General features: G+C 71.3%; 14 protein-coding genes. 8 read left to right on the top strand and 6 right to left on the bottom strand.

What is annotated here, in order from left to right:
* Positions 1 to 104: 104 nt before the first annotated feature.
* The gene (locus ABT116_RS13545) at positions 105 to 1,400 is read right to left on the bottom strand and encodes a M6 family metalloprotease domain-containing protein (RefSeq protein ID WP_351632035.1); all 1,296 of its coding nucleotides are present in this window, start codon (positions 1,398 to 1,400) and stop codon (positions 105 to 107) included.
* 277 nt (positions 1,401 to 1,677) lie between these two features.
* On the opposite strand from ABT116_RS13545, the gene ABT116_RS13550 reads away from it, so the two are divergent.
* Positions 1,678 to 3,543 carry a putative bifunctional diguanylate cyclase/phosphodiesterase gene (locus ABT116_RS13550; protein ID WP_351632037.1) on the top strand — a complete coding sequence of 622 codons (1,866 nt, stop codon included), beginning with the start codon at positions 1,678 to 1,680 and terminating at the stop codon, positions 3,541 to 3,543.
* On the opposite strand, the gene ABT116_RS13555 is transcribed toward ABT116_RS13550, so the two are convergent.
* Together ABT116_RS13555 and ABT116_RS13560 are read right to left on the bottom strand one after the other, a co-directional pair.
* Positions 3,513 to 4,631, bottom strand: a complete 1,119-nt coding sequence (locus tag ABT116_RS13555; protein WP_351632040.1) for an LLM class flavin-dependent oxidoreductase — start codon at positions 4,629 to 4,631, stop codon at positions 3,513 to 3,515. The genes ABT116_RS13550 and ABT116_RS13555 overlap by 31 nt on opposite strands.
* A 92-nt stretch (positions 4,632 to 4,723) precedes the next feature.
* The gene (locus ABT116_RS13560; RefSeq protein ID WP_351632042.1) at positions 4,724 to 4,993 is read right to left on the bottom strand and encodes a hypothetical protein; all 270 of its coding nucleotides are present in this window, start codon (positions 4,991 to 4,993) and stop codon (positions 4,724 to 4,726) included.
* A gap of 259 nt (positions 4,994 to 5,252) precedes the next feature.
* Here ABT116_RS13560 and ABT116_RS13565 point away from each other — a divergent pair, with 259 nt between their 5' ends.
* Positions 5,253 to 5,522 carry a hypothetical protein gene (locus tag ABT116_RS13565; protein ID WP_351632043.1) on the top strand — a complete coding sequence of 90 codons (270 nt, stop codon included), beginning with the start codon at positions 5,253 to 5,255 and terminating at the stop codon, positions 5,520 to 5,522.
* A gap of 86 nt (positions 5,523 to 5,608) precedes the next feature.
* On the opposite strand, the gene ABT116_RS13570 is transcribed toward ABT116_RS13565, so the two are convergent.
* Positions 5,609 to 6,340, bottom strand: coding sequence for a maleate cis-trans isomerase family protein (locus ABT116_RS13570; protein ID WP_351632046.1), 732 nt, complete (start codon positions 6,338 to 6,340; stop codon positions 5,609 to 5,611).
* The gene (locus ABT116_RS13575) at positions 6,337 to 7,152 is read right to left on the bottom strand and encodes a maleate cis-trans isomerase family protein (protein WP_351632049.1); all 816 of its coding nucleotides are present in this window, start codon (positions 7,150 to 7,152) and stop codon (positions 6,337 to 6,339) included. Before ABT116_RS13575 ends, ABT116_RS13570 begins: the two co-directional genes overlap by 4 nt.
* 196 nt (positions 7,153 to 7,348) lie before the next feature.
* Between ABT116_RS13575 and ABT116_RS13580 the strand changes: the two genes are divergently transcribed.
* Both ABT116_RS13580 and ABT116_RS13585 read left to right on the top strand, forming a co-directional pair.
* Complete coding sequence (locus ABT116_RS13580; RefSeq protein ID WP_351632051.1) at positions 7,349 to 8,296, top strand: D-2-hydroxyacid dehydrogenase; 948 nt, start codon at positions 7,349 to 7,351, stop codon at positions 8,294 to 8,296.
* A 17-nt stretch (positions 8,297 to 8,313) separates the two neighbouring features.
* Positions 8,314 to 9,732, top strand: a complete 1,419-nt coding sequence (locus ABT116_RS13585) for an amidase (protein WP_351632053.1) — start codon at positions 8,314 to 8,316, stop codon at positions 9,730 to 9,732.
* On the opposite strand, the gene ABT116_RS13590 is transcribed toward ABT116_RS13585, so the two are convergent.
* Positions 9,713 to 10,207: a DUF3830 family protein gene (locus ABT116_RS13590; RefSeq protein WP_351632056.1), complete on the bottom strand. Its 495-nt coding sequence runs from the start codon at positions 10,205 to 10,207 to the stop codon at positions 9,713 to 9,715. The two genes, ABT116_RS13585 and ABT116_RS13590, sit on opposite strands and share 20 nt — an antisense overlap.
* A gap of 107 nt (positions 10,208 to 10,314) precedes the next feature.
* Between ABT116_RS13590 and ehuB the strand changes: the two genes are divergently transcribed.
* The 4 genes from ehuB to ehuA are packed head-to-tail and all read left to right on the top strand — an operon-like array spanning position 10,315 to position 13,391.
* Entirely contained in the window at positions 10,315 to 11,244 is a 930-nt protein-coding gene (ehuB, locus tag ABT116_RS13595) for an ectoine/hydroxyectoine ABC transporter substrate-binding protein EhuB (RefSeq protein WP_351632059.1), read from the top strand.
* Positions 11,241 to 11,957 carry an ectoine/hydroxyectoine ABC transporter permease subunit EhuC gene (ehuC, locus tag ABT116_RS13600; RefSeq protein ID WP_351632061.1) on the top strand — a complete coding sequence of 239 codons (717 nt, stop codon included), beginning with the start codon at positions 11,241 to 11,243 and terminating at the stop codon, positions 11,955 to 11,957. The genes ehuB and ehuC overlap by 4 nt, the downstream gene beginning before the upstream one ends.
* Positions 11,954 to 12,604 (top strand): ectoine/hydroxyectoine ABC transporter permease subunit EhuD, encoded by a 651-nt coding sequence (ehuD, locus tag ABT116_RS13605; RefSeq protein ID WP_351632063.1) that lies wholly within the window; start codon positions 11,954 to 11,956, stop codon positions 12,602 to 12,604. The genes ehuC and ehuD overlap by 4 nt, the downstream gene beginning before the upstream one ends.
* Complete coding sequence (ehuA, locus tag ABT116_RS13610; protein WP_351632066.1) at positions 12,594 to 13,391, top strand: ectoine/hydroxyectoine ABC transporter ATP-binding protein EhuA; 798 nt, start codon at positions 12,594 to 12,596, stop codon at positions 13,389 to 13,391. The genes ehuD and ehuA overlap by 11 nt, the downstream gene beginning before the upstream one ends.
* The last annotated feature ends 153 nt before the right edge of the window (positions 13,392 to 13,544 follow it).

Raw genomic sequence — 13,544 nt, forward strand, 5'->3', positions numbered from 1 at the left:
GAAGACGGCGTGGAAGCTAACGTGTATCACATCCCTGGCGGCGCACCCGACGGCGAAAGGCCCCTCGTGAGAACGAGGGGCCTTTCGCATGCCCCGAAGCACCCTCAACGCCCCACCGCGATCTTCACCGTCCACGCCCCCGAAGCCGTGCGCCCCTCCACCTTCACCCGCACCTCTTCCCCCGGCACCGTGAAGCTTTCCCCGATGCCGATCGGGGCGTCCGCCAGGGGTGGGTAGACGGAGTCCTCCCAGCACGCCTCGGTACCCGGATGGGCGTCGATCACCTCGATGGGCCCGCCCCCGGACTGCGCCCCGCCCCGCACCCGGTACACCAGCACCCCCTGCCGGCACGCGGCCGCGTCGTTGCCCACCGGCCCCCGCACCTCGAAGGCGAGCACGCTGTCGACCCCCGTCCGCACCACCGCGAGCTTGGCCCCCCGCCCGAGCCCGAAGGCCTGCGCCCCCGCGGCCCCCGTCACCGGCGCCCCCGGCCCCGCCGTCAGCGGCTCCAGGGTCAGCCTGGCGGGCCCGGCGTCCTGCACGCACCGCACCTGCCGCGAATCCAGCCAGCCCAGCTTCCACTTGTGCCAGGCGAAGAGGTCCGGCGCGAGTCCGAACTGGCTGCCCATCAAGTCCCAGTCACCGACATGCGTGTCCCAGTCGCCCTTGCCGTCCGTGGGCCGGTGGTACAGATCGGGAAGGTCGAACACGTGCCCGGTCTCGTGGGCGAGGACGAGCCGGTCCGGCGGATGCTGCTCGAACACCGTGACGATCCGGCGCAGGTCGGTGCCGTCGACCCGCAGCGGGCTCGTCAGGTTCACCACCTTGGTCGCGTCCGAGTCCACGCCGGGCGCGTCCGGGTCGGCGACGAAGTACACGACGTCGTAGCGCGAGAAGTCGACCCGGGGGTCGGCCACGGAGAGGGCGTCGCGCAGGTAGGCGGCCCGGTGCTCGGGGCTCCAGTCCCGCTTTATGTCGTACGCGGTGGACGGCCTCGGCATCTGGATCCAGTGCCGCAGTGCGTGCGGGCGCAGGGTGAAGCGGCCGTAGGAGGCCTGCTGGAAGAAGCGGGTGGTGGCCGGGAAGTGGTCCGCGGCCAGCTCCTGCGGGGTGGTCAGCGGGTGGGAGTCGGGGAAGGACAGGAAGACCATGACCGCGTCCAGGGACCGGGCCGGGCGCGGATAGGCGGCGTTCCAGGTGTCCAGGCCCTCCGAGTGATGGGCGTCGGTCCGGGTCAGGGCGCAGGGCGCGGCCGAGTCGGGCTCGGCGGCCGAGGGACCGGCGCCGAGGGAGGTGGCGGCGAGCGCCGACATGGTGGTGAACATGGCCGCGGTGCTGCGCAGTCGGGCGCGCGGAAACGGACGCGGCACGGGTACCTCCGGGTACGGTTCGCGGGACACCGCACCCAGCCTGTGATGATTTGTCGTACCGCGTCCTGTTTGCCTGCACCGGTCGGGTGAAGGGGTCGAAAAATCACGGAAGCCGACACCCCCAAAGCACTCACACAACGTCACAACTGGTCGGGGGCCTGAAGAAGCCGTCCAGGTGCGCGCAGAAACGATCTGGCAGAAGGGCCGGTTGGCCGGGAAGACTGGACACCGGCTGGAAGGCCCTGGGGCCAGCCTCTATGATCGGCACACTTTCCTGACCTTTCCTGCACGGACAGAGATCGAATACATGCGGGAGCGAGCGGTGAGCGGAACCTCCGAAGGGCCGGCGCCCGCGGCAGACCTGGACCGGCCGGTCGTCACAGAGAGTGAGATCGACACGTCTCCCCGTACCGAGCGGCAGTCTCGGCAGCCCTACCTCTCCGTCTTCACGGCCGCCCCGCTCGCCATGGCGGTCGTGGACCGGGAGGGCACGGTCGTCAGCGCCAACGACGCGCTCGCCGCGCTGCTCGGCACCGGCCCGGACGGGCTCGCCGGGTCCGTCGCCGCCGACCTGGTCGACCTGACCTCCGACGCCCGCACCTGGCACGCCTACCGCGAGGTGCTGCGCGGCCGGCAGTCCCGGTTGCGCTGCACGCGCCGGCTCAAGCACCCCGACGGGCACTCGCTGTGGGTGCAGGTGACGGTCACCCCGCTGCCCGCCGAGGACAGCGGCGTACTGCTGTCCGTCGCAGACATCAGCGCCCGCCGGGAACTCCAGGCCCGGCTGCGGCACTTGCAGATGCACGACCCGGTGACCCGGCTGCCCAACCGCACACTGTTCTTCGAACGGCTGTCGGCCGCGCTGGAGGCGGAGTCCTACGAGCAGAGCGGCACGGGCCGGATCGGGCTGTGCTACCTGGACCTGGACGGCTTCAAGGCCATCAACGACACCCTCGGCCACCGGGTCGGCGACCGGCTGCTGGCCGCCGTCGCCGAGCGCCTCATGCGCTGCGCGGACGAGGCGGGGCACTCACGGACCAGCATCCCGCTGGTGGCCCGGCTCGGCGGCGACGAGTTCGCGCTGCTCGTCGAGGACTCCACGGGCACCGAACAGCTGGCCGAACTGGCCGAGTCGGCGCTGCGCGCGGTCCAGGACCCGTTCGACATCTCCGGGCAGCGGCTGTCGGTCTCGGCGTCGATCGGGGTCGTGGAGCGGCACGCCGCGGGCACCACGCCGACGGCGCTGATGCAGGCGGCCGACACGACGCTCTACTGGGCGAAGGCGGACGGCAAGGCCCGCTGGACGCTGTTCGACCCGGAGCGCAACGCCCACCGCATGACCCGCCAGGCCCTGGCCTCCACGCTCCGGCCGGCCATCGACCGGGGCGAGTTCCAGCTGGAGTACCAGCCGCTGGTGGGCATGGAGGACGACCGGCTGCACGGGGTCGAGGCGCTCATCCGCTGGAATCATCCCCAGTTCGGCGTACTGACGCCGAATCGGTTCATCGGACTTGCGGAGGAAGACGGTTCGATCGTCCCGCTGGGCCGCTGGGTGCTGCGTACGGCCTGCCGGCAGGCCCGGCGGTGGCAGCTGGACCATCCGGACGAGCCGCCGATCTTCGTCAGCGTGAACGTGGCGGTGCGGCAGGTCTGGGACTCCGACCTGGTGGCCGACGTGGCGGAGACGCTGGCCGAGACGGGCCTCGCGCCGCACCTGCTCCAGCTGGAGCTGACGGAGTCGGCGGTGATGGGCTCGGCGGGCCGTCCTCTGCAGGCCCTGAAGGCGCTCAGCGACATGGGGGTGCGGATCGCGATCGACGACTTCGGCACCGGCTACTCGAACCTCGCGTATCTGAGCCGGCTGCCGGTGTCGGTGCTGAAGCTGGACGGATCGTTCGTACGCGGTTTCCAGTACGACGACAGGGAGGCGGCCGCCCGCGCGAACCCGGCCGACGCGGTCGTCGTCGAGGCGATGATCCAGCTCGCGCACCGGCTCGGGCTGACCGTCACGGCCGAATGCGTCGAGACCTCGGCGCAGGCGACCCGGCTGCGCAGCATCGGCTGCGACACCGGACAGGGCTGGCTCTACTCCCGCCCGGTGCCGCCGGACCGCATCTCCGAGCTGCTGGGCACGCCGGACGTTCAGGCCGAGGCGGGCGTCGGCAACCCGTAGGCGTCGGCGATGAGTTCGTAGGAGCGTACGCGGACATCGCCGCCGTGCGCGTTGGCCGTGATCATCAGCTCGTCGGCGCCGGTGCGCTTGGCGAGGTCGTCCAGGCCGGAGCGCACCTCGTCCGGGGTGCCGTGGATGACGTTGGCGTTCCAGGAGTCGACGAATTCACGCTCCATGGGGCTGAACTCGTAGGCCTCCGCCTCCTGTGGGGTGGGCACGAGGCCGGGGCGGCCGGTGCGCAGCCGGACCATGCTGAGGGCGGCGGACAGCACCTGACGGCGGGCCTCCCGCTCCTCGTCGGCGGCGAACGCGGAGACGCCGATGAGGGCGTACGGCTCGTCGAGCACGGCGGAGGGCTGGAAGGACTCCCGGTACAGGTCCAGGGCCGGGATCGTGTTCTGCGCCGAGAAGTGGTGCGCGAAGGCGAAGGGCAGGCCCAGGGCACCGGCCAGCCGGGCGCTGAAGCCGGAGGAGCCGAGCAGCCAGAGCGGCGGGCGGTGCGGGGACTGGACGCCTCCGGGGGACGTGGCCTGGACCGGGCCGGGGACCGCGTGGATGCGGCGGTACGGATGGCCGTCGGGGAAGTCGTCGTCGAGGAAGCGGGTCAGCTCGGCGAGCTGCTGGGGGAAGTCGTCGGCGCCCTCGTTCAGCCGGTCGGTGCGGCGCAGGGCGGCGGCCGTGGCGCCGTCCGTGCCGGGGGCGCGGCCGAGGCCGAGGTCGATCCGGCCCGGGGCCATGGCCTCCAGCGTCCCGAACTGCTCCGCGATGACGAGTGGGGCGTGGTTGGGCAGCATCACACCGCCCGAGCCGAGCCGGATGCGGCCGGTGTGGGCGGCGAGGTGGGCGAGGATCACGGCCGGGGAGGAGGAGGCCACGCCCGGCATGGAGTGGTGCTCGGCGATCCAGTAGCGGTGGAAGCCGCGGTGCTCCGCGAGGCGGACCAGGTCGACGCTGGTGCGCAGGGCGTCGGAGGCGGTGCGGCCGGCCCCCACGGTGACCAGGTCCAGTACGGAGAGGGGGACGGGGGCACTGCCCTGTGCTGCGCCGCGTATCTCGTCTGCCGCGCCGCGTGTCTCGTCTGCCGCCACGGTGGGGTGCCTCCTGCTGTGGGCCGTGTGCTGTCGTTCCGGCTCTAACAGGGGACTGTCTCCGGTTATTCCCCGGGGGCACGAGCCGGGGGTCAGGCGGCCCGGTCCCAATCGCTGCGCACGCTGTCGTGCGGAGGTGGACGGTCGGCCTTCTCGCGGGCCCGCAGGACGGTCCACGCGAGGGCCGACGCACAGACGAGCCACCAGGGCAGCGGCCACACGGATCCCCACCAGCGGGCCCGGGGATCGAGGAAGGCGTCCACGGCGGCGGAGACCATGGCCGCGGCCAGGCTCCAGCACAGCAGGCGCCCGGCCAGCTGGACAGCGCTTGCAGAAGATCTGAACGGGCCCGGTTCGGCCATCGGGAGTCCTTCACGGCACGACTGGCTGCGGACGTGGTCAGTGTGCACGGAATGGACGACGGAGGGGGAACGCGCTTTCGGTCAATCCAAGTTTCGTGTGGTGTGGCGGAGTTGAGCATTCCTCAGCATGGGGTGGGGCGTTGGAGCGCGTATGCCCCGATCTGCACCGAAGAAGGGGTGGGACCGATTCCGGCCCCCATGGAGAGCGCGCTCGAGGGCACGGGCCCTTTTCTCAACCGCCCCGGGGCACTCGGACTTCATGACGACCGGTGCGCACCGCCTGCGCGACCGAGCGCGTGGCGCGGGCGCGGCGGGCCTCTTCGGGGCCGTGGTCGCCGGGCCGCAGCAGCTGTTCGACTCAGGGGTCGGCTGGGGCTTCCTCCTGGCCATGGCCGTCGGGGCCGTCGTCGGCGGAGCCGTCGGCTTCGTGTTCCCCTCGGTACTTCACCCTGACCGCCGGGAGCGGCCCACCGCCCCGCCACCGCCGCATCCGCCGCCCCCGCCCCCCCCCCCGGAACGGAGGGCGTGAGCCGTGCCGGTGGCAGCGGCTGAAGCTGATGCCTTCTCGCCCCCTGCGGCGGGGCCGGCGCAGGGGGCGAGGGTCAGGTCCGCGGCTCACGCCTGGACGATCGGCTCCCGGGTGAAGAGTGCTCCCAGCTCCGGCGCGTTCACCCGTCGGTCCGCCAGGCGCAGGCCCTCCCAGACCGTGACCTGGTTGGCGGTGAGGATCGGCTTGCCTAGTGCCTTCTCCAGGGCCTGGATGTGGGCCGCCGTGTGGAGGGCCGTGTCGGGCAGGAGGAGCGCCTCGGCGTCGGGGTGGTCGGAGTCGCGGGCCAGGGCGAGGAGTTCGCTCTCGCCCCACGTGCCGACCTCGGCGGCCGTGATGATGCCGGAGCTGTTGACCGACACGACCTCGACACCGGCCGCGCGGAGGAACTCGGCGAACAGCTGCGCCACGTCCTCCGGGTACGTCGCTCCGATCGCGACCCTGCGCGCCCCCAGCTCCCGCACCGCGTGCGCGAACGCGAAGGACGTGGACGAGGCGGGCATGCCGGCCGTCTGGGCCAGGGCGCGGACCTGTTCCTGGGCGCCGTCCCAGCCGTAGACGAAGCTGCCGCTCGTGCAGGCCCACACCACGGCGTCCGCACCGGCGTGCCTCAGCTCCTGGACTCCCGCCGCGAGCCGCCCGGCGGAGCCCATCTCCAGCAGCGCGTCCACCCGGTGCGCGTCCTCACCGATGTCGGTGTGCACCAGGTCCACCCGGATGTCGCTGCCCAGCAACTGCTCGATGCGCGGATAGTCGTCCTCGGCGGAGTGGCCCGGGTAGAGGAATCCCAGTGCTGTCATGTCCAGCCTTCCTGCTGCTGCTCTTCTTCCGGCAGTACGGGACCGGGGTCCGCCCCCGGCACTGCGGGACCGGAACGCGCCGCCGGATTGATCAGCGCTTGGTACGGCCCCACCGCACGGGTACCCAGTCGGCGCAGCGCCGCCCACATCGTCACTTGGTTGGCCGAGATCACCGGGATGCGCAGCTCGGCCTCCAGCTGGGGGATCACGTCGTACGTGGGCAGGTTGGTGCAGCTGATGAACAGCGCGTCGGCGTCGTCGCGGACGGCCTGCCGCGCCATGTCCACGACCTCCCGGTAGGGGACCTTCCAGATGTGCCGGGTCAGCCCCATGAAGGCGCAGCCGGAGATCGTGACGCCGGCCTGGGCGACGTAGGCCTCCAGGGACCGCGTCACCGAGACCGTGTACGGCGTCACCAGCGCCACCCGGCGTACGTCCAGCTCCACCAGGGCCTCCAGCAGCGCGCCGGAGGTGGTGATCGCCGGTACGGCGCCGGCCCGGCTCATCGCCTCGCACATCGCCCGTTCGCCCATCATGCCGCCGACGAAGCTGCCCGACGTGCAGGCGTAGGCCACGACCTCGGGGGCGATGGCGTTGAGCGTGCGCACCGCCTCGCTCAGCGTCTCGTGCTCGCTGACCAGCCGGGCCAGGTCGAGACTGACCTCGACCGGCACGTAGGGCGTTCGTGTCATGTGCAGGGAGACCTCGTCCGGCACCCAGCGCCACAGTTCGCGGTCGAGTGCGAAGTCGAAGGGGGCGACGACGCCGACCCCGCGCTGCGGGCCGGGCCCGCCGAGAAATGAGACGTCCATGGCAGGCACCGGCCTCACGCTGGGCAACGAGTGTGCAACGGATCGTGGGAACGCCCGTGTTGACGACGGTAGGTTCGGGTGCGAGCGTGGTCAATCCGCCCGGATCACTCCCTGGTCAACACCGGGTCAACTCGTCGTCACCGGCACGCCCCCGGGGCAGGCCGGCCCCGCCGAACGGCTGGAGAAACGGCTGCTCATGCCCACCCCCACCCTCCTCGTCCTGGACGCCGAACCCCTCCCCCGCCTCGGCCGCCTCACAGGCCGCGCCCGTATCGAACACACCGACGCGGCGCATCTGGCCGAGCGCCTCCCGCGTGCGGATGTACTCCTGGTGTGGGACTTCACCTCGCGCGCCGTGCGGGACGCCTGGCCGGGCGAGGGTCCGCGGCCACGCTGGGTGCACACGGCGAGCGCCGGTGTGGACCATCTGATGTGTCCGGAACTCGCCGCTTCGGACACCGTGGTGACGAACGCGCGCGGCATCTTCGACCAGCCGATCGCGGAGTACGTCGCCGCGCTCGTGCTGGCCATGGCCAAGGACCTGCCGCGGACGCTGGAACTACAGCGGGAACGGACCTGGCGGCACCGCGAGGCGCACAAGATCGCCGGAACCCGGGCCGTCGTGGTCGGCTCCGGCCCGATCGGCCGGGCGATCGCGCACACGCTGGGGGCGCTGGGCATCACCACCGCGCTCGTGGGCCGTGCCGCGCGCTCCGGCGTGCACGGCCCCGAGGACCTTGACCGGCTGCTGGCGCGCGCCGACTGGGTGATCGCGGCAGCGCCGCTGACGGACGAGACGCGTGGCATGTTCGACGCCCGCCGCTTCGGCCTGATGCAGCCGTCCGCCCGGTTCGTCAACATCGGCCGCGGCCGGCTGGTCGTCGAGGAGGCGCTCGCCGAGGCCCTGGCCAAGCGCTGGATCGCGGGTGCCGCCCTGGACGTCTTCGAGGCCGAGCCCCTGCCCGCCGAGAGCCCGTTGTGGCAGGCGCCGGACCTGATCGTGTCCCCGCACATGAGCGGCGACACCATCGGCTGGCGTGACGAACTCGGTTCGCAGTTCGTGGAGTTGTACGAACAGTGGGCGGCAGGGGAGCCGCTGAAGAACGTGGTGGACAAGCAGCGTGGGTATGTACCTGGTCACTGACGTTCCGTGGAGGGTGAATGACCGAGCTCACCGACCTGACCGCCGTACGGCTCCTCGACGGGTACCGCAAGGGCGAGTGGAGTCCCGTGGAGGCGACCCGGGCGGCGCTGGAGCGGGCCGAGGCGATCCAGCCGGAGGTGAACGCCTTCGTCCGGCTGACCGCCGAGGACGCGCTGGAGCGGGCCGGGGAGTCGGAGGAGCGATGGCGGCGCGGTGAGCCACGCGGGCTGCTGGACGGGGTGCCGGTCACCGTCAAGGACATCCTGCTCCAGCGCGGGGCGCCGACCCTGCGGGGCTCGAAGGCCGTGGACCCGGCGGCAGGGCGCTGGGACGAGGACGCCCCCTCCGTGGCCCGGCTGCGGGAGCACGGTGCGGTCTTCCTCGGCAAGACGACGACCCCCGAGTACGGCTGGAAGGGGGTGACGGACTCGCCGCTCAGCGGTGTGACGCGCAACCCGTGGGACCCCTCGCGCACGGCGGGCGGGTCGAGCGGCGGCAGTGCGGCGGCCGTGGCGCTCGGCGCGGGGCCGCTGTCTCTGGGCACGGACGGCGGCGGCAGCGTGCGCATCCCGGCGTCGTTCTGCGGGATCTTCGCGCTGAAGCCGACGTACGGGCGGGTGCCGCTCTACCCGGCGAGCGCGTTCGGCACGCTGGCGCACGTGGGTCCGATGACCCGGGACGCGGCGGACGCGGCGCTGCTGATGGACGTCATCGGCCACCCGGACTCGCGCGACTGGTCGGCGCTCGCGGCCCCGGCCGGCCCGTACACGGACGGTCTGGCGGGCGGGGCGGGGGTGCGGGGGCTGCGGGTGGCGTACTCGCCGTCGCTGGGCGGGCAGGTGGCGGTGCAGCCCGCGGTCGCGAGGGCGGTGCGGCGGGCGGTGGAGCGGCTGGCGGAACTCGGCGCGTACGTCACGGAGACCGACCCGGATCTCACCGACCCGGTGGAGGCCTTCCACACCCTGTGGTTCAGCGGGGCGGCCCGGGTGACCCAGCATCTGGGCCCGCACCAGCGGGAGTTGCTGGACCCGGGCCTGCGGGAGATCTGCGCGCGGGGCGCCCGGTACTCGGCGCTGGACTATCTGGCCGCGGTGGACGTCCGGATGGACCTGGGCCGCCGGATGGGCCGGTTCCACGAAACGTACGACCTGCTCGTCACGCCGACCATGCCGCTCACGGCGTTCGAGGCGGGCGCCGAGGTACCGAAGGGTTCCGGCCATCGGCGGTGGACGGGCTGGACCCCGTTCACCTACCCGTTCAACATGACGCAGCAGCCCGCGGCGAGCGTGCCGGTCGGCGCCGACGGGGACGGTCTGCCGATCGGTCTGCAGCTCGTGGCCGCCCGGCACCGGGACGATCTGGTGCTGCGGGCGGCCCACGCGCTGTACGAGGCGGGGGTGGCCTCCGCGGGCCGGCCTACGCCCTCCGGAAGCTGAGCGACTCCCCCGCCGCCCCCGACCTCCACAGGTCGTTGCACGCCTCGGCCATGGTCTCCAGGCCGTCGACGACCTGGCCCCAGACGATGCCCGGGACCCAGCCGACATCGCCGTTCAGCAGCAGGTTGTTGCGCTCGTAGAACAGGGCCAGGTCGACGAGCGTGATCCCGGCGCGGACCTCACGGTCGTAGCCGTAGGCCTTGGTCCCCAACTCCGCCCCGGCGAAGGTGAAATAGCACAGGTCGCCGGGGATCGGGGTGATGGTCGGATTTTCCAGGGGTGGCTCGGTTTCGGCGAAGGGCGGGAAAAGGGCGTAGATCTCGTTGCGTGCGTACTTCGCGTGGTAGACGTCGCCGGCCAGCGGAAGGGAATCCCAGACGGCCGCGCAGGTGATCGGCGCGCGGTCGTCCAGCAGCCTGGCCGTGCAGGTCACGTCGCGCTTGACCAGCGAGACTTCGATGTAGCGATCAGCCATGCCCTCCATGGGAGTGCCCGCCGCCGCCGCGGTCAAGGGCGCACGGGGTGAGTGCGGGGCTTGAAAAGATCGGCATAACTCGGAGGCGGTCGGGTAGCTGCGCGCCCATGGCTCCACCACAGAGAAGCCCCTTCAGAGGTCCCGAACCCATACCCCGGCCCGTCTCCGGGCCCACGCGCCGGTCGCTGCTCGCGGGGGTGGCGGCGCTCGGTGCGCTGGGTGCCGCCGGATGCACGCGGGTCGCCACCGCTTCGGACGTCAAGGGCGGTGATCTGCTCGGCCGGCTCCGGGCGGCGGGCGTCGTCCGGCTCGGCATCGCCGGTGAGATCCCGTTCGGCTTCATCGACACGGACGGCGAACTGACCGGTGAGGCGCCGGAACTGGCCAAGGTGATCTTCAAGCGTCTCGGCGTCGACCGGGTGCAGCCCGTGCCGACCGAGTTCGGCTCGCTCATCCCGGGCCTGAACTCCCAGCAGTTCGACGTCGTGGCCGCCGGGATGTACGTCAACCCCGAGCGCTGCGAGCAGGTCATCTTCGCCGACCCCGACTACCAGATGCTCGACGCGTTCATCGTGCGCAAGGGCAACCCCAAGGGGCTGCACAGCTACAAGGACGTCGTCGAGAAGAAGGCGAAGTTCGCCACCGGGACCGGTTACGCCGAGATCCAGTACGCCGTGGACGCCGGGTACGAGGAGAGCGACATCCTCATCGTCCCGGACCAGGTGGCGGGGCTGAACGCCGTCGAGGCGGGGCGCGTGGACGTGTTCGCCGGCACGGCGCTCACCGTGCGCGAGGTGGTGAAGAAGTCCGCCAAGGCGGAAGCCACCGATCCGTTCAAGCCGATCGTCGACGGCAAGCCGCACGTCGACGGAGGCGCCTTCGCGTTCCGGCCGACCGAGACCAACCTGCGGGACGCCTTCAACGTGGAGCTGCGCAAGCTCAAGAAGAGCGGCGAACTGCTCCGCATCCTCAAGCCGTTCGGTTTCACCGAGGCCGAGATGACGGATCTGACCGCGAAGGAGCTCTGCGGCGGATGACCTCGGGACTCTGGGAACTCGTGCTCAAGGGCGTCTGGGTCACGATCCAGCTGCTCGTCTGCAGCGCCCTGCTGGGCGCCGCGGTGTCCTTCGCCGTCGGCGTGGCGCGCACCCACCGGCTGTGGATCGTCCGCTTCCTCGCGGGCGTCTACACCGAGGTGTTCCGCGGCACGTCGGCGCTGGTGATGATCTTCTGGGTGTACTTCGTGCTGCCCATCGCCTTCGGCTGGCAGCTGGTGCCGCTGTGGGCGGGCACCCTCGCGCTCGGCCTGACCTACGGGGCGTACGGCTCCGAGATCGTGCGCGGCGCGCTGAACGCGGTCGACCCGGCGCAGAAGGAGGGCGGGATCGCGCTCAGCTTCACGCCCTGGCAGCGGCTGCGGCTGATCCTGCTGCCGCAGGCGGTGCCGGAGATGATCCCGCCGTTCTCCAACCTGCTCGTCGAACTGCTCAAGGGCACGGCCCTGGTGTCGATCATGGGCATGGGCGACCTGGCGTTCAGCGGCAACCTGGTGCGTCTGGCGCTCCAGGAGAGCGCGGAGATCTACACGATCGTGCTGCTGATCTACTTCGTGATCGCCTTCGTGCTGACCCGCGGCATGCGCGGTCTGGAGCGCAAGCTCAAGGCCGGCACGGGCAAGCCGGTCGGGAGCACGCCCGACCAGGAGCTGGACCGTCCGCAGACCACCGGCGTGGGAGGTGCTGTCGCATGAAGTGGGACTGGAGCGCTGTCAGCGGCTTCATGCCGCACCTCTGGGACGGTCTGCTGGTCACCGTGCAGATCCTGGCCCTCGGCTCGGTGATCTCCTTCGCGCTGGGCCTGGTGTGGGCGCTGCTGATGCGGGTGCCCTCGCGCTGGGTGACCTGGCCGGTCGGCGTGGTCACGGAGTTCGTCCGCAACACCCCGCTGCTGGTGCAGCTGTTCTTCCTCTTCTACGTGCTGCCCGAGTGGGGCCTGACCTTCTCGGCGCTGACCACCGGTGTCTTCGCGATCGGGCTGCACTACTCGACGTACACGATGCAGGTCTACCGGGCCGGTATCGAGGCCGTGCCGGTCGGCCAGTGGGAGGCGGCGACGGCACTGAACCTGCCGCTGCGCCGGACGTGGACCGCGGTGATCCTGCCGCAGGCGGTGCGCCGGGTCGTCCCGGCGCTCGGCAACTACGTCATCTCCATGCTCAAGGACACCCCGATGGTCATGGCGATCACCGTGCTGGAGATGCTCGGCCAGGCGCGCCTGTACTCGCAGGAGCACTTCCAGTTCACCGAGCCGCTGACGGTGATCGGCGTGGCCTTCATCGTCATTTCCTACCTGGCCTCCCTTGCCCTGCGAGCCCTGGAGCGACGCCTTGCCCACTGACACTCTTCCCACCCCCGAGACCAATCCCGAGAAGAACCCCGCCGGGAGCGCCGGCGAGCTGATCCGGCTGGAGCAGGTCACCAAGCGGTTCGGGGACAACACCGTCCTGGACCACCTGGACTTCTCGGTCGACGCCGGCAAGCACGTCACCCTGATCGGGCCGTCCGGGTCCGGCAAGACGACGATCCTGCGGTTGCTGATGACCCTGCTCAAGCCCGACGAGGGCACGATCACGGTCGACGGGCAGCAGCTGTTCCCGGCCTCCGACAAGCAGGTCCGCGAGGTCCGCAAGAAGATCGGGATGGTGTTCCAGCAGTTCAACCTGTTCCCGAACATGACGGTGCTGCGGAACATCACCGAGGCGCCCGTCACCGTCCTCGGCCTGTCGAAGGACGAGGCGGTGGAACGGGCCAAGGGCCTGCTCGACATGGTGGGCCTGGCCGACAAGTGCGACGCGCACCCGGCCCACCTCTCCGGCGGCCAGCAGCAGCGGGTGGCGATCGCCCGGGCCCTGGCGATGCGCCCGCAGGTGCTGCTGCTGGACGAGGTGACCTCCGCGCTCGACCCCGAACTGGTCGCCGGAGTCCTCGACGTCCTCAGGGACATCGCCCGCTCCACGGACATCACGATGCTCTGCGTGACCCACGAGATGAATTTCGCCCGGGACATCTCCGACCAGGTACTGATGTTCGACCACGGCCGGATCATCGAGTCGGGCACACCGGAAAAGATCTTCAGCGACCCGGAGCTGGACCGGACACGGGAGTTCCTCAGCGCAGTGCTGTGACTACAGCCGGTGAACAGGCAGAACACCCCGCCCTGCGACCGGGACCTGGCTGGGGCATGCTTCTGGCACATGCCAGAGTGCCATTGCCCCAGTCCGGGGCCCCGGGAATCTTGTCAACCCCCGCTCCCTGCAAGCCCATTGCCGGTTAACCTG

Source organism: Streptomyces sp. NPDC002130 (assembly GCF_040296465.1).
In the GTDB taxonomy this organism is placed as follows: domain Bacteria; phylum Actinomycetota; class Actinomycetes; order Streptomycetales; family Streptomycetaceae; genus Streptomyces.

Coding starts and splice junctions, on each gene's coding strand:
- ABT116_RS13550 (WP_351632037.1), top strand. CDS start 1,678: ATGCGGGAGCGAGCGGTGAGCGGAACCTCCGAAGGGCCGGCGCCCGCG.
- ABT116_RS13560 (WP_351632042.1), bottom strand. CDS start 4,993: ATGGCCGAACCGGGCCCGTTCAGATCTTCTGCAAGCGCTGTCCAGCTG.
- ABT116_RS13565 (WP_351632043.1), top strand. CDS start 5,253: ATGACGACCGGTGCGCACCGCCTGCGCGACCGAGCGCGTGGCGCGGGC.
- ABT116_RS13570 (WP_351632046.1), bottom strand. CDS start 6,340: ATGACAGCACTGGGATTCCTCTACCCGGGCCACTCCGCCGAGGACGAC.
- ABT116_RS13575 (WP_351632049.1), bottom strand. CDS start 7,152: ATGGACGTCTCATTTCTCGGCGGGCCCGGCCCGCAGCGCGGGGTCGGC.
- ABT116_RS13580 (WP_351632051.1), top strand. CDS start 7,349: ATGCCCACCCCCACCCTCCTCGTCCTGGACGCCGAACCCCTCCCCCGC.
- ABT116_RS13585 (WP_351632053.1), top strand. CDS start 8,314: ATGACCGAGCTCACCGACCTGACCGCCGTACGGCTCCTCGACGGGTAC.
- ABT116_RS13590 (WP_351632056.1), bottom strand. CDS start 10,207: ATGGCTGATCGCTACATCGAAGTCTCGCTGGTCAAGCGCGACGTGACC.
- ehuB (WP_351632059.1), top strand. CDS start 10,315: ATGGCTCCACCACAGAGAAGCCCCTTCAGAGGTCCCGAACCCATACCC.
- ehuC (WP_351632061.1), top strand. CDS start 11,241: ATGACCTCGGGACTCTGGGAACTCGTGCTCAAGGGCGTCTGGGTCACG.
- ehuD (WP_351632063.1), top strand. CDS start 11,954: ATGAAGTGGGACTGGAGCGCTGTCAGCGGCTTCATGCCGCACCTCTGG.